Source organism: Photobacterium rosenbergii, from assembly GCF_033022775.1.
In the GTDB taxonomy this organism is placed as follows: domain Bacteria; phylum Pseudomonadota; class Gammaproteobacteria; order Enterobacterales; family Vibrionaceae; genus Photobacterium; species Photobacterium rosenbergii_A.
Genome location: NZ_JAWJZI010000004.1, coordinates 147,317 through 163,456, shown reverse-complemented (window position 1 = coordinate 163,456; position 16,140 = coordinate 147,317). Strand labels below are relative to the sequence as shown.

Annotated in this window: 17 protein-coding genes and 1 pseudogene; 10 read left to right on the top strand and 8 right to left on the bottom strand. The window is 45.7% G+C overall.

All coding sequences use genetic code 11. From position 1 onward, the window contains the following. Positions 1 to 229 precede the first annotated feature (229 nt). From R2X38_RS11570 to R2X38_RS11560, 3 genes and pseudogenes are all read left to right on the top strand, one after another. A pseudogene (locus R2X38_RS11570) lies at positions 230 to 507 on the top strand (IS66 family transposase); the annotation flags it as partial. A 170-nt stretch (positions 508 to 677) separates the two neighbouring features. Then, positions 678 to 893 (top strand): TIGR02450 family Trp-rich protein, encoded by a 216-nt coding sequence (locus tag R2X38_RS11565; protein WP_317522393.1) that lies wholly within the window; start codon positions 678 to 680, stop codon positions 891 to 893. A 115-nt stretch (positions 894 to 1,008) separates the two neighbouring features. Then, the gene (locus R2X38_RS11560; protein ID WP_317522392.1) at positions 1,009 to 1,611 is read left to right on the top strand and encodes a 2OG-Fe(II) oxygenase; all 603 of its coding nucleotides are present in this window, start codon (positions 1,009 to 1,011) and stop codon (positions 1,609 to 1,611) included. A gap of 43 nt (positions 1,612 to 1,654) precedes the next feature. Here the strand turns inward: R2X38_RS11560 and trpS are convergent, their stop codons facing one another. Together trpS and R2X38_RS11550 are read right to left on the bottom strand one after the other, a co-directional pair. Continuing rightward, positions 1,655 to 2,728: a tryptophan--tRNA ligase gene (gene trpS / locus R2X38_RS11555; protein WP_317522391.1), complete on the bottom strand. Its 1,074-nt coding sequence runs from the start codon at positions 2,726 to 2,728 to the stop codon at positions 1,655 to 1,657. A gap of 347 nt (positions 2,729 to 3,075) precedes the next feature. After that, the gene (locus R2X38_RS11550; protein ID WP_317522390.1) at positions 3,076 to 3,819 is read right to left on the bottom strand and encodes a hypothetical protein; all 744 of its coding nucleotides are present in this window, start codon (positions 3,817 to 3,819) and stop codon (positions 3,076 to 3,078) included. Between the two features lie 307 nt (positions 3,820 to 4,126). Between R2X38_RS11550 and R2X38_RS11545 the strand changes: the two genes are divergently transcribed. From R2X38_RS11545 to R2X38_RS11530, 4 genes are all read left to right on the top strand, one after another. Then, positions 4,127 to 5,512 (top strand): DUF3943 domain-containing protein, encoded by a 1,386-nt coding sequence (locus R2X38_RS11545; protein WP_317522389.1) that lies wholly within the window; start codon positions 4,127 to 4,129, stop codon positions 5,510 to 5,512. Positions 5,513 to 5,699: 187 nt separating this feature from the next. Next, on the top strand, positions 5,700 to 6,809 hold the full coding sequence (locus tag R2X38_RS11540; RefSeq protein ID WP_317522388.1) for a M28 family metallopeptidase: 1,110 nt from the start codon (positions 5,700 to 5,702) through the stop codon (positions 6,807 to 6,809). Positions 6,810 to 6,996: 187 nt separating this feature from the next. Continuing rightward, positions 6,997 to 7,950 carry a transcriptional regulator MelR gene (gene melR, locus R2X38_RS11535; RefSeq protein WP_317522387.1) on the top strand — a complete coding sequence of 318 codons (954 nt, stop codon included), beginning with the start codon at positions 6,997 to 6,999 and terminating at the stop codon, positions 7,948 to 7,950. 99 nt (positions 7,951 to 8,049) lie between these two features. Beyond that, complete coding sequence (locus R2X38_RS11530) at positions 8,050 to 8,541, top strand: transcription elongation factor (protein WP_317522386.1); 492 nt, start codon at positions 8,050 to 8,052, stop codon at positions 8,539 to 8,541. Between the two features lie 91 nt (positions 8,542 to 8,632). On the opposite strand, the gene mepM is transcribed toward R2X38_RS11530, so the two are convergent. The 3 genes from mepM to R2X38_RS11515 all read right to left on the bottom strand — a co-directional run bounded on the left by mepM (position 8,633) and on the right by R2X38_RS11515 (position 11,685). Beyond that, a complete protein-coding gene (gene mepM, locus R2X38_RS11525) occupies positions 8,633 to 9,946 on the bottom strand; it encodes a murein DD-endopeptidase MepM (protein ID WP_317522385.1) in 1,314 nt (437 codons plus the stop codon). A gap of 486 nt (positions 9,947 to 10,432) precedes the next feature. Next, positions 10,433 to 10,633, bottom strand: a complete 201-nt coding sequence (locus tag R2X38_RS11520) for a hypothetical protein (protein WP_317522384.1) — start codon at positions 10,631 to 10,633, stop codon at positions 10,433 to 10,435. Between the two features lie 515 nt (positions 10,634 to 11,148). After that, a complete protein-coding gene (locus R2X38_RS11515; RefSeq protein ID WP_317522383.1) occupies positions 11,149 to 11,685 on the bottom strand; it encodes an N-acetyltransferase in 537 nt (178 codons plus the stop codon). 235 nt (positions 11,686 to 11,920) lie between these two features. Here R2X38_RS11515 and R2X38_RS11510 point away from each other — a divergent pair, with 235 nt between their 5' ends. Both R2X38_RS11510 and R2X38_RS11505 read left to right on the top strand, forming a co-directional pair. Next, positions 11,921 to 12,055 carry a hypothetical protein gene (locus R2X38_RS11510; protein ID WP_317522382.1) on the top strand — a complete coding sequence of 45 codons (135 nt, stop codon included), beginning with the start codon at positions 11,921 to 11,923 and terminating at the stop codon, positions 12,053 to 12,055. Positions 12,056 to 12,145: 90 nt separating this feature from the next. Next, positions 12,146 to 12,574, top strand: a complete 429-nt coding sequence (locus R2X38_RS11505) for a hypothetical protein (RefSeq protein WP_317522381.1) — start codon at positions 12,146 to 12,148, stop codon at positions 12,572 to 12,574. 61 nt (positions 12,575 to 12,635) lie between these two features. Here the strand turns inward: R2X38_RS11505 and R2X38_RS11500 are convergent, their stop codons facing one another. Together R2X38_RS11500 and R2X38_RS11495 are read right to left on the bottom strand one after the other, a co-directional pair. Continuing rightward, a complete protein-coding gene (locus tag R2X38_RS11500) occupies positions 12,636 to 13,208 on the bottom strand; it encodes a DUF2913 family protein (protein ID WP_317522380.1) in 573 nt (190 codons plus the stop codon). A gap of 247 nt (positions 13,209 to 13,455) precedes the next feature. Next, positions 13,456 to 13,842, bottom strand: coding sequence for a hypothetical protein (locus tag R2X38_RS11495; RefSeq protein WP_317522379.1), 387 nt, complete (start codon positions 13,840 to 13,842; stop codon positions 13,456 to 13,458). Positions 13,843 to 14,080: 238 nt separating this feature from the next. Here R2X38_RS11495 and R2X38_RS11490 point away from each other — a divergent pair, with 238 nt between their 5' ends. Further along, a complete protein-coding gene (locus R2X38_RS11490) occupies positions 14,081 to 15,037 on the top strand; it encodes a DUF2860 domain-containing protein (protein ID WP_317522378.1) in 957 nt (318 codons plus the stop codon). A gap of 67 nt (positions 15,038 to 15,104) precedes the next feature. Here R2X38_RS11490 and R2X38_RS11485 read toward each other — a convergent pair whose 3' ends face one another. Next, a complete protein-coding gene (locus R2X38_RS11485; RefSeq protein ID WP_317522376.1) occupies positions 15,105 to 16,043 on the bottom strand; it encodes a LysR family transcriptional regulator in 939 nt (312 codons plus the stop codon). Between the last annotated feature and the right edge of the window lie 97 nt (positions 16,044 to 16,140).

Here is a 16,140-nt window from a genome sequence, read left to right as displayed (position 1 = left end):
AACCCTACGACCATCACCTTTTCAGGTGATGGTCAGTCCAGCTTGAGCTAACCACTTGAAAATGAAACGCCGAATAAACTAGATCTATCTCCTTCACCAGGTTTTCCCGCAAGAGGTCTGAACCTTACATTATCATTGGCTATTGCAATGACCCGGTGAAGTTAGTTTTTCCTTTAGAAAACTGTTTGGCTTTATATTGGTTGATATTCGGTATCGTCACTGAGTAGCGATCAGACTCTTCGCGCATTCTTGGCAGCAAGAGCGACAAATACTTCTTAAGCAGTTCAAGCTTGCCATCGACCGCCAGTTCGCCAAACGTACTGAGGCACATAAACACACGACAACGCTCAGGGTGATCTGTTCAATGAAGTGGAAAGAGAAACCCACTCCGCGGAGCAGAAAGTCGTCGTCACAACTACCACTAAAAAGCCCCGCGGGAAACGCAAGATACTTCCTAAAGAGCTGTCACGTGAACGTATTATCCTTGACTTGGATGAAGAAGAGCAGGGGAAGAGCGGCTCTAGGCCCTTGGCTGTGGGAAGAGCAAAAAGCAAAAACTGTAGTTTGGCAGGGGGAGGCTTTTCTAAAATTTTGGATAGCCCATAGCCCCTCTTGAGAATTAATCTGCACTCCCTTAGATTACGTATTGAGGTAAAAGCGTTTTATAGGAGATCGCCATGAACCGGGTACACCCCAAGTCGCTATATGGTAGCAAGTGGACCAAAGTGGAAGTCGCAGGGCGTGAGAAGCATTTTATGGTGATTGACGTCGAGTACGATGAAAACCAAAAGGTGGTTTTCTGCCTGATTCAAGCTGTGATCAACCACCGCATGTATGAGCTCGATTGGCGCGAGCTCAAAGATAGCAGCCGTTGGCTGATGGGGTGGAAATAAAGGGCTGGAAATCCCCCTCAAAAGATATCTTTATCGTTATCATAAAGAACCCGAATTGCCGCTAGCCATTATCAGCGTTATAACCCGCATCCTTTTCTAATAATGTGAAAACGTGATGCAGAAGTTGATCGATGCGCTGGCGACCCAGGGCTATTTTGTGTGGGATGGCTTTCTCTCTCCTGAGCAGGTAGATGACCTAAAAACGTGTTTGCCAGAAAAGTGGACCAAGGCGCGAATTGGCCGCAACGATGAAGTGGCACGAGAGTCATCTATTCGTAGCGACAAAATCCATTGGCTGGCAGCGGATCAAGGCATCGCAGTGCAAGACTTTTTAGAGCGAATGGAAGTTATTCGCCGTGAAGTTAATCAACACTTCTTCCTCGGTCTGTTTGAATATGAAGCCCATTTTGCCAAATACGAAAAAGGGGACTTTTACCAAAAGCATCTCGACTGCTTCCACGGCAATGAAAACCGCCGTTTGACTACAGTTTTTTACATGAACGACAGCTGGGAAGAGCAAGATGGCGGCGAACTGGTGGTTTACGATTTGGAAGATAAGGAGCTGATGAAGCTTGCGCCCAAGTCAGGTCGCTTGTTCGTATTTTTGTCTGAGCAATTCCCTCATGAAGTATTGCCTACCAATATGGAGCGCTTCAGTATTGCCGGCTGGTTCCGGACCAACGGCGTTAAAAACAATATGCTGGATATAGCGCAGTAACTTTTTAGCCATACTCTGAATCTTCAGAGTATGGCTATTTATTTCATAGTAGATTTAGCCCGAATGCCGCTTTTACGTTATCAAGTGCCTGCTGCGATTCTTGCTTGGCTTGTTCGGTTCCCTTCTTTAATACCTCAATCAAATACCCTTTATCCGCAATTAATGCCTGACGACGAGCACGTATCGGCGAGATAAGTGTTTGCAGACAGTCGGTAAGGATTTGCTTGGTCTTGCCGTCGCCCAAGCCACCACGCTGATAATGATCTTTTAATTGAGCGACATAGTCAGCGTCAGGGTGGAAGGCATCTAAGTAAGTGAATACCACATTGCCTTCGATTTGCCCCGGCTGGTCGACAGTGAGGTGGTTGGGGTCGGTATACATGGCTTTCACTGCTTGGCTAATGGTTTTGTCGGATGCGTCCAGCGTGATCACATTACCCAGAGATTTAGACATTTTGCTTTTGCCGTCAGCACTAGGCAGCCGACTGATATTGCTCAGTAATGGCTGGCATTCTCTTAGGACTTCGCGATTAGCAAGGGCGTTGACCTTCCTGACGATTTCATTGGTTTGCTCAAGCATAGGTAGTTGATCATCACCCACAGGCACGAGTTGTGCTTGGAAAGCAGTGATATCTGCCGCTTGGCTAATGGGGTAGGTTAGAAACCCTGCAGGAATGGAGCGGCCAAAGTTCTTGCCTTGAATTTCGCTTTTGACTGTTGGGTTGCGCTCCAGGCGAGCAATGGAAACTAGGTTGGCATAATACATGGTCAGCTCGGAAAGGGCTGGAACACCTGACTGTAAGCAAATAGTGGTTTTGGCTGGGTCTATCCCGACGGCAAGGTAGTCTGCCACCACATTGAGAATGTTGTCGGCGACCTTGCTCGGGGTGTTGCCATTATCGGTAAGACCCTGCATGTCAGCGACCAGAATAGTTTGCTGATTGAGATGCTGCAGCTCAACCCTTTGTTTCAATGAGCCGACATAATGGCCGAGATGGAGCTGGCCCGTGGCGCGGTCGCCGGTCAGGATCTTTTGGTCTCTGACGTCCTTGCTGTCACTTGTAGTCGTTGTGGCTTTCGCCGCTGTTGTAGTTGGCGTGATTGGGGTATCTCGCATTGTATGTCTCCGTATTATCGCAAGTTGATAAATCAACGCCGGAGACAAGGAGGAAAAGTTTGTTCGTAGCCTGCCATCCGGCGGCTTTGAACAAATATGACTATTCAGCACCGCTCTTTAATGAAGAGAGTGCCACCAAGAAAGGTTGATAGAAGGCTTGGAGATAATCATTTGCATGCCATTAACCTATCACTGTTTTTCGAGCTCAGTCAATAACGACCCGTGAATAAGCTAATTCAATGGGTGAGTGGTTTAGACCTCGTAACAAGTCATGCGGTTTTACAATGCAAATCAGGGCTGCACCTGGACACAGCCCTTTACAGTTTTACATGTAGGACACGCGCAATTTACTTATCCTGATTGGCTTGTTCAATCAGCCGGGTGCGTTCGTTGGTTCCCCTGTTGCGGATTTCATGCATGACAAAAATCAGCGCATCGCGTGTCCATGGCTGGCCTGATTCCTCATCATAGTCATGGGGGAGCTCGATACCTTCGGGTGCGTAAGCTTCGATGCCTGCATCTTTGGTGGTGTTAATCGTACGTAGACTGTGTTCATAAAAGCCGACTACAACGGCTTTACCTAGTTTATCGGCTCCACCTGCCAGCTTCACTATTTCTTCGGCAACGCCAATGGTGCTTAAGTAAATGATGGTGCCATCAGAACCGATTTTTGGATATATCGCAGTGAGATCTTTGGCTTCCACGCGATCGCCAATCTCTTGGGCAATCTCCCATTGGGCATAGACGGGTTTACCGGTTTTTTCGTAGATTTCTACTACAGTATCAGCCAGTGCTTTGTTCATCGGCCCTGGTGATTGGTTGCCGTTTTCGGCAATTCGGTTACCGAAGGCATAGGCGATAATGCTATCAGCTTGATCAAGAGGAAGCGGTTCACCCTGCCAGGTAAGCAAATTGTTCATGATGAACTCAGCAGTGTGCGCCGCCACTTTTTCATCTTTTAATTGTTCTGTTAATTTGGCTTCCATCGCGGCTTGTAAATCGGCATCAGAGAGTTGTGCCGCGATAACTGAAGGGGAGGCTAAAGTAATGGCTGAAATAATGACTACAGCCGATTTGGCGATCAGGTTCATATTAATTCCTTCCATTTTGTAGGGGATAAAACTCCAAGTTAAAGGCTAGCATGAATTGGAAAAATGAATTGAAAATTGGCGATTAGTGCCGGGGGTGTTTTTGGGGAGGGGGGGAGAGGATCACATCGCATTTAGTCGCAAAATTGTGCGACAGATCTGAGAATTGATATTCTACTGCAAGCACTAATTTTCTTTTACTTGTGTTAACTATACTCAGGGTGTGGTTTTTAAGTGCCTGAATTTAATGGCCAATATAAAGGGTTATTTCTGACATTTTGGCCGAAAGTCGTTTTGAAAGGAGGTTGGAATGCGGTTAGTAGTGGCAGTGGGATTAGCGTTGGCATCATCAATAGCTATGGCTCAAGTTGAGTCGCAGCAGCCTCTTTTTCTCTCAGATAGCTTACCCGAGCAGCCAACCTATAAATCAAAGTACTCTAAATCTCCCTATACCAATACCACTTGGGAGCAGGTGCCGCGTGATGTATCGGTTTATGGCTCGCCATATAACGTTGCCTTGTTCTCCGGTGAAAATGGCGAAGATATCGATCGCCTATGGTCGCAGACCAAGTCTATTTTCTGGTATGGCGTCGGTGTGGCGGGTTTTATTGCCTTGTTGCCGGAAGACATCTCTAACTGGGATACCAGTGATGACCGCCTGCTGGAAAAATGGTGGGATAATGTCAGGGATGGGCCGGTATGGGATAGGGATGTTTGGTATATCAACTATATCGGCCATCCGTATTTTGGCGGCGTGTATTACCAAATCGCCCGTAAGTCGGGATACCGCCAGTGGGATGCATTTGTCTATTCCTTCATGATGTCGACTTTCTATTGGGAGTATGGTGTTGAGGCGTTTGCTGAAGTTCCTGCTGTACAGGACTTGGTTGTCACCCCTGTACTTGGCTGGGTTTACGGTGAGTGGGCCTTCCATAAAGAACGTGAAATCATTCAGGGAGGGGGGAAAGTCTGGGATTCAGAATGGATGGGTAACACGGCGCTGTTCCTGCTTGACCCCGTTGATACCCTTGGCCGCGGGGTAAACCACTTGATGGGGCGTGATGTGGTGAAAGCCGGTACCGGATATATCGGCTTTCAAGATGTCGCTCTTCCCAACGGCCAGACAGACAGCCAGTTCAATATAAATATGAACTTCCAGTTCGGTGAGGGGGAGACCAGCCCTGCGATGCGCCGCAGTTATACCCGGGTTCGCAACGTCACAACCCATGATCCGGTGGATTACGGCATTGTCGGTATTTCGGTTGGTGGTCGCTATCTGGATTTGGATGAAGAGTGGGGGATAGAAAATAGTTGGGCGCCAATGATCACTTTGGGTGTGTATTACACCCCATTTTTATCATCCCGGCTGCAATACACCCGCATCGATACTGACAGCAAGACTACGGGTGAAAGCATCACCTATGAAAATTACAGCTTCGATTTCCAATATTATTTCTTTGGTGATGATGATTTTCGTCCTTATATCAATGCTGGGATCGGTGAAACATTATTGGAAAAAGACCGTGATACCACTACCTTCCAAGTAAATGGTGGGCTTGGCTTGCACTATAAACTAAACAGTAACTGGGCATTGCAGGCCGATTGGGTGCATTTCTACAGCGGTAAACTATCAACCAACGATGATTTATTTTCGGGTCAGTTGGTCTATCGTTTTGGCCGCGGCGAAAGATGGTGAAAAAGCATGGGTGCGTAATAGTACGCACTTTTTGCCTTTATTTATGCCGAGTTGACCTAGTTCTCAAAGTGGTGTTTTTCTGCTCGTAAATTATACGCACGCGATATTAATCACGGTTTTTAAATCTCTAGGCCAGATACTAATTTCGAATAACAATAAATAATTGAAATTAGATAATGGTGCGATCATGAAAAATGGAATTATCAGTTTACTTTCCCTTTCTGTCTTAATTGGTCTCAGCGGTTGTAACAGCGATTCTGACACTATTGATTATGGTAAAAAGGCGACCAGTTACCTCGTAGACATTGCCGATGAAATTGAGGGTATCGGTGCACGAGAAGCTAGCACGCCTGAAGAAGCTGCCATGGGCAATTGGCTATACGACAAGTTGACTGGCTTTGGTTACGACGTTGAGGTTCAGCCTTTTACTTATCAAAAAGGAGATAAGCTTTTATCTTCGAAAAACTACATTATTGAAAAACAGGGGGCGAGTGAGAAAACTATCGTTCTTGCTGCGCATTATGATTCAACAGGCTCAGATCACGGCTCATTAGGTGCAACGGATAACGGTGCTGGTGTTGCTGCTGCCGTGGCGATAGCAGAAAACCTGATGCAAGAGTCGCTACCCTATACCGTGCGTATTCTCTTCCCCGGAGCAGAAGAAAATGGTTTGAACGGTTCGCTGCATTATGTTCGCCAGGCACTGGACAATAATCAATTAGATAACGTCATCGCTATGATTAATTACGATACTGTCGGTGGTGGTGATTACGTTTATGTTCACGCCGCTCACTCTGATTATGCCGAGTATCAATCCACCTGTGATAAGTTGGGATTAACCGAAACGGACTATAACTCTCAAACCCATGTTCGAGATGCCATGTTGCAGGCGTCTATTGATGTCAAAGGTGAGGATGGCAAATACACCGTACACCCAGCATTCCCCGGATACCCGGAAGGCGAAACGGGCTCATGGTCTGATCATGCTGGCTTTGCCTGCGCGGGTATTCCTATCGCTTATGTCGAAGCGACCAATTTCAATATCAACGGTCAATGGGGCTATGACGGTTACTCTCAGACAACAAACCCTGATGCATGGGACTGCTATGATGCTGAGAATAAAACGGCGTGTGACCGCGATACTGAATCGAAATGGGGCAAAATCTGGCACACTGAACTTGACCGTTTAGATAAGCTGGAAGAACTATTTCCCGGTCGAGTGGATCAACAATTAAGCGATAATGTGAATGTCGTATTGAGGCTGTTGACGTCTGGTAATTATATCGATGAAAAATAAGATATAAACGATAACAAAGGCCATCGCACCTTCTGATGGCCTTTGTTATGTCAGGGTTAGTGCTTGCTTCTGGTTGATTGGAGTGGGCTTTGGGCTGGACTTCACAATTTGCGGAATAATTCTCGGCAGGCATGCCTCGGTTATCGTATATTCGCTTCTGTTTTACCGACCGGCGTACAGAGGAATAATGGCTAAGCAAATTGCCCAGAATGAGAATCCGCAAGATAGCTCTGATGCCGACGCTTTGGGGCCGCTAAGCCTTTTTTCCTCGTATGAATCTATCCATATTGAACTGCGCAAGCCGCACCACATGCCTTGCTACCATTGGCACGGCCAGATTGAAGTGAACATTCCTTTCGGTGATGATGTTGACTATGTCATTAACGACCACCCTTTTACTATCAATAACGGTCATATCGGGATCTTCTGGGCTACCACGCCACATCAACTTACCGAGCCTGGCAAGTCGAGGAATATGGGAATTTTGAACATACCCATGCATTACTTCCTGGCGTGGCCGCTGGACGAAAACCTGCTCAATCAGATCACCCATGGCACGGTTGTTCAGTCTGCGCTGCCAAACCTGGTGACCGAGCAGCAGATTGCGTTCTGGATGGAAGAGAGCAAAAGCAATGATATTGGCTTTCGCCAGCTGGCGGCCGATGAAATGTCTTTGATGCTCAAGCGGGTGTGCCTGACGGGGTGGGAAAAGTTGACCCATACCATGGAAAGCAAAGGCAGTATGAAAGGGCTCTCAAAGCACTCGCAGTTCCACGTCCAGAAGATCTTGGAATATATCGCTTGTAACCATGACACGCCGCTCACGGTGAAAAACATCGCTGAGCATGTTGGCTTGCATACCAACTATGCGATGAACTTGTTCCAGAGTGTGATGAAGATGACCATTAAGGAATATGTCACTTCCATGCGCATTAACCATGCTCGCGCACTGTTAGCGGATACTAACCGAACGATTCTCGATATCGCGCTGACGGTGGGTTTCAATTCCAATAGCCGGTTCTATGAAACTTTTCAGCGTTATATGAAAATGACCCCCACGGAGTTTCGCAAGCTTAGTCGCAAGAGTAATAATTTGGCTCAGTATGATAGTACTTTGGATTTCCAAGGCATTCCGAAATGATCCCTGCAAGCCTGGTTCATAGGATTACGCCGCTTGGGTTTATACGGTGTCCACGTTACACTTTCATTTCTATCACGTTTCAATGAAAACACCGACACCATGAATTCCAGCCATAAACTTCAGATCATTGATCTTATTCTCGACGATTTACAACAAGCCTACCAAGGGGCGATGCATGCGGCTGATCAGGCGCACAGTGCGGCAACCGATGATCAGAGTGTTGCTGAAACCCAATATGATACCTTGGCGATTGAAGCGGCCTACCTAGCGCATGGACAGTCACAGCGCGTCGCCGAGTGCTTGGCAGATATCAATGCTTACGATCAGTTGAAAACGTCACTGCCGAAAGCATTGGATGAAGTCGTGCTGGGATGTCTGCTCCATCTTCTTGATGAAGACGATAATGAAAAGTGGATATTCTTTGGGCCTGCAGCAGGAGGCATCAAGCTGAAGCTTGAAAATCACGAGGTTGTTGTGGTCACACCGTCATCACCTTTGGGTGAAGCCTTGCTGGGGTTGACGCTTGGCGAAGAGGCCGAAGTGCATATCGGCGGTAAGGTGGTTTTCTATGAAGTGGATGGTATCTATTGATGGTAAGTACTGACTATCAATATACCAAGAGCTAATAAAAATAAAGGGGGAAGCATGCTTCCCCCTTTGTCTGTTTAGTGTCTAGCTACTATTAAGCTTTTGGCTCTTGTTCTGTTTCGGCCATACTGAACATCGAGCGGTTCGGGTTATCCATCATCTCGTCATACAGTGCCACAGTTTCCTTGAACTGCCCCTTCTCTTTGCTTGGAACCGATGAAGCCATTGGGATATTGGCGGTCATTGGGTTCACTGGGCGGTTACGAATATGGAATTCATAGTGGATATGCGGACCGGTTACCCGACCTGTTGCACCAGCAAGGGCAATGCGTTGACCTCGTGATACTTTCTGGCCTTTGCGAACTAGGATCCTGCTGTTATGCAGATAGCGGGTACGGTAGTTAGTACCGTGCTGGATCACGACATATTTACCGGCGTATGGGTGATTAACTACTTGGGTAACAACGCCGTCACCGGTTGAAATGACAGGTGTTCCAGTTGGGGTAGCAAAATCGACCCCGTTATGCGGGGATACACGACCCGTAACTGGGTGTAGTCGACGAGGGTTGAAGTTGGAGCTAACGCGGTATGTGCGGTTACGCTCGTAGGGGTAGCGCAAGAATGCACGTTGCAGACTCTCGCCTTTGGAGTCATAGAAGTTACCATCGCTATGTAGATAAGCGGTGGTAGCTCTGCCTCGGCTGTGAATACGGATGGCACGCAGTTCATGCTGGCCGGTAATTTCGCCGTCGACCGACTGACGGGAAACAACAACTTCGAACTTGTCGCCAGCGCGCAGGTCACGAGAGAAATTCAGTTTCTCTCGCAGCAGGCTGGTGATTTCATAGATTTCAGTTGAGTTCAGCCCCGCCTTTTGTGCCGAGACCGAGAAACTGCCATGGATCTCACCGCTAGCAATCACGTCATCCCAGTTACCAGGAATGGTGATTTCCTCAACTTCAAAGCTGTTATCTTCTAATCGCTGATAGGCGACTTTTTGAGCAACGCTAAATTCCAATTCCAGACGGTTGAGCTGACCTTCGGCCGAATTGACCCAAAATCGCAAAGTATTGCCCGGTTGCAGTGTATCAATCTTCAAATGGTTGAGATCGGCTTCCTGAAGCTCTTGAATCGACCGCAAAGGAATATTTAGTCGGGAGAAAATTTGGCTAAGCGTATCACCCTTCTGGATGGTATAGGCGTAGCGAGGCGGCTCATAGACTGGCTGATCGGCTTGTTCGCTTGGAGACCAAGGGGTTGATGAGATCGCAAGGTTTAGCGGAACCGTGCGGTGATTGGTGCTGGTTTGTGTCAGGAGCGCTGCAATCGTTAGTAGCGAGAAGCCAGCGATCCCCAGTAATTTGGTCGACATCCACTTTCGAGAAAGCGTCGAGTTTTGCGTAGACATGGTAAAAGAACTCGTCGTTTTTTTGCTGATTTTTCTTGATAAAGGTTCTTTATCTCGGGTTATGTCGCCCTGTTGGTATGGCCCATAACCATGAATATTTTTTGAATGACTATAACTATGCATCCCTAAAGAAGCGCTAGTCTGCCATAAAGAGACATTGTGTGTGTTAAAAAGGTTCCTCGATCCCAAAAAAATCAGTTTTCTTGCGTAAAAGATATTCGTTTTGTGAAGTATGTTTGATTTTTTGCGGCTTAGATTAACGCGATTTGATGAAAGCAGAAAAAAGTAACTCTTAACATTGCTCTGACAGAGTATACGCAGCTAGTTTGATATTTGTGGCTAATAATGCATCGCAATGCATTTGGGATAAAGAAAAACAGCAGAAAGAGTGGTTTACAATTGGTTAAAAGGTGAGCGAGTTTGATGCCGTGGAGTAGATTAACAATCAGCGCCCTTAAAAGAGCGCTGTATGTTCTTTAGCCAAAATTAAATAAACTTAATTTTTACGGCCTGTAGGTTTTTGTTTGAATCGTCCATGACAAACTCGACCAAGCTACCTGATGCCGGTTGGCCTTGGCTCGTAATGTTGGTGTCACAGAAGCGAATGTCACCGCCAAGATCGCAAGTGATAAGGCCGGTGCGGTTAGCTGGGTTGTAGCTGCGGATAATTCCGGTATGTGAAATCATAATTTTTCCTTGTGCCCAAACTCTGCATTCTGTCCCGGCAGGCTTTTTCGCTGTTTGCCTATTTACCTATAAAAAAGGAACTTGCATTGAGTTTGTGGCTATCAAATTGAGTACAAATGCTGAAGACAGCGCTTGTCCTGCCGGATACCAGCAAGTGCTGATCCGGTTTACTCATTGACCTTTCTATTGGTGTATTCGTCAGGAGATCACCTAGCTCACTGACTCATCACTGCAGAATGCTCGCAACTTAGCACGCAGTGGCATAGTAATAGGAATAATCTTCTAGGGGTGCATCTAACTTTGGCGAGAAGTGAGGTGTCGACTTCGAAAATCATTGTCGGTCTGAGTAGCAGACCGGATCAAACTAACGCTAAACGACGCGGATGTAAATACATGTAATTGCAAAAAAGTGTGATCTTTGATGGGGTATGTCGGTATTAATAGGTTAAATGATCAGTAAATGTAGGTGTTTTGGCTCAATGAATGAGCCAAAACCATTGTTATGTGTGTACTAGTTACCAAAGCTCCGGCTTGTCAAACGCCTCAACACAAGATGAACTACCCGCTATCGCTGCAAGTGGCTGCTCGGTCAGTGATTGCGCCATCCAACCGTGCGGGTAGGACAATGGCAGTGGTGCCTGAAACTCTTGTTCGGTAATACGCTCAAAACCGATTTTGGTGTAGAAGCTTGGATCACCATAGGTAAATACAAGATCCACGCCATGTTGTTTAAGAGCTTCCAAACCTGTTTTGATCAACGCCTGGCCAATACCTTTACCTTGACTTTGCGTGCTAACGGCAACAGGTGCCAGCAAGAAAGCGGTTTTGTCTGATTCGAATGTTAGGCGGGTAAACAGAATACTGCCAACGATCTCGTTTTCGTCTTTGGCGATAAAGGTGAAAATATCTTCACTCTTTGTCGATTCCAGTAACTCACTGACGAGCTGACCAATCACTTTGCCTTCATTTTGACCTTCTGAATCTGAGAACGTTTGGGTAAATAACTCGATAATGGTTTCGGATTGGCTTTTCTCATCGATGCCGTAATACATTTTTATCTCTCCTCAAAACTGATGGCAGTAGTATGAACTGTGAAGCTGTAGACAGGTCAATACTGAATTCGGCGAAACGGCAAAAATGTAGCAATTATATGCTGAGTGGTTCATTTACAGTGAATTATCCAGTTTTTTGGGCAATAAACGTTTTTTGTTTGCAACCTTGTTTTTTAGTGATAGGGTGAATTGACCGTAGGTGTTTCAACCTTCATTTGGATTCAAGGATGGATTTATGAGTTTGAAAGAAGACAACAACTGGCGCAATACCGAGCGAGACGCGCAATGTGCCGAGTATCAACTTTACGTCGAGCAGATGAAAAGCCTAGGTTTATCTTGGGTCGACTTCAATGACTGGCTAGATTACTAGCATTAACCACAGACTAATTTCCTAATAGCCTATCCATTTTTCGTACCGCGGTTGCTAAACCGCGGTACACAACATCTTCGTTTGTCCCGTATGACTAATAATTCTACGCTTCCAGCCTCTTGCGATATGTTACAAACCAACAGTGAAGTGATGGCCAACGGTGAAACGCGCCATAGAATGAAAGCCAGCGATGGCTCCGGTTATATCCGTACTCGTTACCCTAATGCTAAAGGTGCTTGGCAGAACAGCCACTATCATATATCGACTTTCGAGACTTATATCGTCCAGTCGGGCACGATCCTCTACGCTGAGCTCAAGGATGGAGAAGCTCGTATTAAAGAGGTAGAAGAAAATGAAGTGATCACGGTAAAACCCGGTGTTCACCATAATGTTTATGTCTATCCGAATACTGACTTGCACACCGTCAAGCACGGAGTAACTCAAGCGAATGACTGGCATGCCAGTGCAGAACTTGACCGCCTGTTAGTCAAGTGCCGTAGACAGTGTTTTTTCGTTTAGGACAGCAGGCAACATCGTGAAAATAAACGGGGAGGCAGCAATGCCTCCTTTTTCGTATTGGCTAGAGCCTGAACAACTCAACGCGAAGGTGGTTTTCATCTTCGTAAGCGATAACCGATTGAAAGTCATTACACTTATCAATAACCGCCGAGAAGGTGTCTTTGTCATCTGTATCACCGATGAACAAGATCTGGGTCGACTTGGTCATCAGGCCCTCTTCGTCGAAGCTGGCTTTCAAATCTTCATCCACCACGCAGACCAAGACTTTGCCGTAGCGGGCATTGAGGTCAATTTTGTGTGCTTGGGAATACTGCACTTTGGTTTTCAGGTCAGATTCAATGTTGTCAACCAACCCGACAAAGCGGTACAAGTCGGTGGAGCAAGTCTGGGTGAGCTGCTCTACTTCATTGCTTAGAGTGGTTTCCAAATCACCCTCAGGGTGGCGGCCAACATTGATCCACTGCTTGGCTGTTTTTTTGATGGCTCGGTATCTGTTGGATTTAGCTATACGTTTGAAGTACTTAACTAAAATATTATTTCTTTCAGCTAAAGTAAGGTGCTTGTCCAGTTTCTGAAATTCGAGGTGCAATAAAGCGTTGGTACTAACATCTAGCAACTGCTGGGTTTGGTTCATTAACGTACTATCCAAATCTCTACAAGATTATCGAGCCCATTATATCGAACTTTGAAAAAATTTTTTTACATTTTCTCTCATTTACTGCCAAATGAGAGAAAGGGGAGTGGCAGCGTGTTGTGTAAGGTGGGATATAGTGCAGCCTAGCTGGGGGCAAAGAACCTCGAGATAGGCTGGATATTTCGAGGCTTTTCATGAATGGAGCCCACTGGAAAGGTCCTGGGTGGGGCGTATACCCTCAATAGAATTAGTAATACCCAAGCGCCAGTTCGTTTTGTAGTCTTGAGCGGAATGTTGACTTCAATATCTCGCCAAGCTGGGTATTATTGCTTAAATCGATGATTGTGAGTGATTCGATCCAGTAGATATCAGCGAGTAGGTGTATATCCTTGGCTAGTTCGAATAAACTAGCGATTGATAAATTATTAATATTATCATTCCATGCTGGTGTTATATCTATAGTAATTGATCTTTTAGATTGGTTGTTTTCATGGCTAATATCAAAATTCTCATGAGAAGCATCTATTAATATTATTTCACACTCTCCTTGTCCTTTATCATCGATATTATAAACTCGGTCGTTGATATAAATGTTTATGCTGTTATCTTTTTCTAGTGAACCATAGAATGACATTTTTATTCTCTACTGACTGTTGATGTTGAAATCAAGCTAACATCACTATTATCCACCTGCTATGAATAAGAGAAATTCAAAATTGTTTTCGATGTTAATGGCATTATATATACCGCTATGTATCTGTAATGCCCAGAAATGAATATCTGTTAAACATAGGACTCTCAAGACTCATAACTTAATATTGTCACCAGCAAACTAATTCCCCCTTTGAAAATTAATATAAATAGAGATGATGATGAAAAATTACCTTCTATATACAGCAGCTGCACTTACTGGTTTCTCGACAATGAGCTTTGCCAATGAGCCTTCTCGGTTAAGTGGTGAAATCATCGTGACATCGGGGTATATGTCGACGAATTCGAACTTGAGTACTGATGGTGATGCGCGCCTAAAAGATAGAAACAGTAAAGGCTCTCATACCAATGACGCTATTGTTGCTCCCCTAGGTAGCCTGACTTATCGATTGGGTGATGATAACAACCAACGGGTTTATCTGGGTACCTCACGGGATGACCTTGCGGTAGGCGATCTGGCCTTTGAGGTGGGCTACCAATATGACTTTGCCAATGGTACCCAATTGGATGTTGCTTTTTTGCCAACGGTCGTTTCGGGTGAGGTATGGGCCAACCCATATCAAGAAACGGGCAATCGACAAAAAACAGATATTGAAGGCCATGCCTTTCGTGTAAAGCTGAATAATATTAATAACTCTGGTATGTCGCTCGATATGGCGTATGCCACTGCAGAGGTGGATGACGAGCAAATCATTGATCCGGAATTGCGTCGTGACCATGATACCTACTTCATCAAGGGCTCACACAAAACGATGCTGAGCGAGCGCTCTGGTTTAGTCTCTTCCGTGTCGTATACCCACCGGGATGCAAAGGGCAAAGCAGAGACATTTGATCAATACAAAGCCGAGGTGACGTATTTTACCTCTGTCGATGCACACAGCTTGGCGCTGACGGGCGGCTATGCGCACCGGGATTATGATGGCAACAACCCAATTTTCAATAAAGAACGTTCGGATAATCGCTACAAGGTCTTTTTAGCCTATGAGTATGCTGATTTTGCCGGCTGGGATAACTGGAGTCTGGTGTCATTGGCCGGGGCAAATTTCAACACGTCAAACATTGATTTCTATGAGAGTGAAGAATACCTGATGACAGTCGGTATGAGCTATAAATTCTGAAAACAGTGTTTTCGATAACAAAGGCAGGTAACCAGTTGCGAGAGCTGGTTACCTGTCGAATGAGGTGTTATTGGGTCATGCCGGGCTGAACCACACTATCGAAGAAAGTTTGCATGGTTTGATGAATAAATTGATTGAGCGGGTAGCCTCGCTTGGATTGAAGGTAACAGCCAGAGATTGAAAAAATTTTCAACTTCTCGGGCATCTTGGGTAGTGGGTAGAAAGCCAATTTGTCACTATAGTTTTGTTGATAACTGCTGCCAAACTGAATCGCGTCTGAGTTTTCCAACTTTTTGATGATGACCGGTAGGCTATGTGAAACCAGAATGGTTTTAGGTGTATACCCTTTATTGAGATACAGTTCATCGAAAGCGTAATGCTTGCTCTGGATTGAGCCGGGTATTAGGCGCACCAATGGTAGGTGATGTATCTCCTCCCATTCGCTGGAATTGCTCAAGACCGGGTGGTCTTTCCTGGCGACAAGGCAAACTTCAAGATCCGTCAGGTGATGGGTATAGATGTCTTGGGGCAGGGGATAGAGGGTAAAATGGATTAGGTAGTCGATTTTTCGGTCCAAAATGTCCTGCAGTGAATTTTGTTGCCAATAGATGAGTTCCAAGCTGGCTTTGGGCAGTGCTTCATTGAGTGCTTGGTGGATGCCTGTTCCGAAAATTTCCAGTAGGCTCAACTCCAAGGCAATAACGACTTTTCCCTCAAACGTTTTCGGTTCAAAACTTTGGTATGATTCAAGCACATTCACCACAGGGTTGAGCATATTGTCTGCCGCTTCTGCCAGTTTTTCGGCGAGCTCTGAGGGCTCGACGCCATGGGCTTTGCGGATAAATAACTGGTCGCCAAATGTTTCGCGCAATTTTGCCAATCCTCGGCTGACACTGGTTTGCGAAATACCGAGTTTTTCTGCTGCAGTAGACGTATTCCGAGTTTCAACAACCGCACGAAGCAGTTTTAGCAGATTTAAGTCAAAATCTTCGAGTTTGGTTTTCATTTTCGCTGTCTACTCCATAGACAAATTTCAATATGAATCTGTTACTAACATAGCATATGCAGATTAATTTAAAAGATTAGTCTTCAATGTATTAATT

What these genes read in the sequence shown, in the direction of transcription:
- R2X38_RS11565 (WP_317522393.1), top strand. Translation starts at nt 678, where the DNA reads ATGAACCGGGTACACCCCAAGTCGCTATATGGTAGCAAGTGGACCAAA.
- R2X38_RS11560 (WP_317522392.1), top strand. Translation starts at nt 1,009, where the DNA reads ATGCAGAAGTTGATCGATGCGCTGGCGACCCAGGGCTATTTTGTGTGG.
- trpS (WP_317522391.1), bottom strand. Translation starts at nt 2,728, where the DNA reads ATGCGAGATACCCCAATCACGCCAACTACAACAGCGGCGAAAGCCACA.
- R2X38_RS11550 (WP_317522390.1), bottom strand. Translation starts at nt 3,819, where the DNA reads ATGAACCTGATCGCCAAATCGGCTGTAGTCATTATTTCAGCCATTACT.
- R2X38_RS11545 (WP_317522389.1), top strand. Translation starts at nt 4,127, where the DNA reads ATGCGGTTAGTAGTGGCAGTGGGATTAGCGTTGGCATCATCAATAGCT.
- R2X38_RS11540 (WP_317522388.1), top strand. Translation starts at nt 5,700, where the DNA reads ATGAAAAATGGAATTATCAGTTTACTTTCCCTTTCTGTCTTAATTGGT.
- melR (WP_317522387.1), top strand. Translation starts at nt 6,997, where the DNA reads ATGGCTAAGCAAATTGCCCAGAATGAGAATCCGCAAGATAGCTCTGAT.
- R2X38_RS11530 (WP_317522386.1), top strand. Translation starts at nt 8,050, where the DNA reads ATGAATTCCAGCCATAAACTTCAGATCATTGATCTTATTCTCGACGAT.
- mepM (WP_317522385.1), bottom strand. Translation starts at nt 9,946, where the DNA reads ATGTCTACGCAAAACTCGACGCTTTCTCGAAAGTGGATGTCGACCAAA.
- R2X38_RS11520 (WP_317522384.1), bottom strand. Translation starts at nt 10,633, where the DNA reads ATGATTTCACATACCGGAATTATCCGCAGCTACAACCCAGCTAACCGC.
- R2X38_RS11515 (WP_317522383.1), bottom strand. Translation starts at nt 11,685, where the DNA reads ATGTATTACGGCATCGATGAGAAAAGCCAATCCGAAACCATTATCGAG.
- R2X38_RS11510 (WP_317522382.1), top strand. Translation starts at nt 11,921, where the DNA reads ATGAGTTTGAAAGAAGACAACAACTGGCGCAATACCGAGCGAGACGCG.
- R2X38_RS11505 (WP_317522381.1), top strand. Translation starts at nt 12,146, where the DNA reads ATGACTAATAATTCTACGCTTCCAGCCTCTTGCGATATGTTACAAACC.
- R2X38_RS11500 (WP_317522380.1), bottom strand. Translation starts at nt 13,208, where the DNA reads ATGAACCAAACCCAGCAGTTGCTAGATGTTAGTACCAACGCTTTATTG.
- R2X38_RS11495 (WP_317522379.1), bottom strand. Translation starts at nt 13,842, where the DNA reads ATGTCATTCTATGGTTCACTAGAAAAAGATAACAGCATAAACATTTAT.
- R2X38_RS11490 (WP_317522378.1), top strand. Translation starts at nt 14,081, where the DNA reads ATGAAAAATTACCTTCTATATACAGCAGCTGCACTTACTGGTTTCTCG.
- R2X38_RS11485 (WP_317522376.1), bottom strand. Translation starts at nt 16,043, where the DNA reads ATGAAAACCAAACTCGAAGATTTTGACTTAAATCTGCTAAAACTGCTT.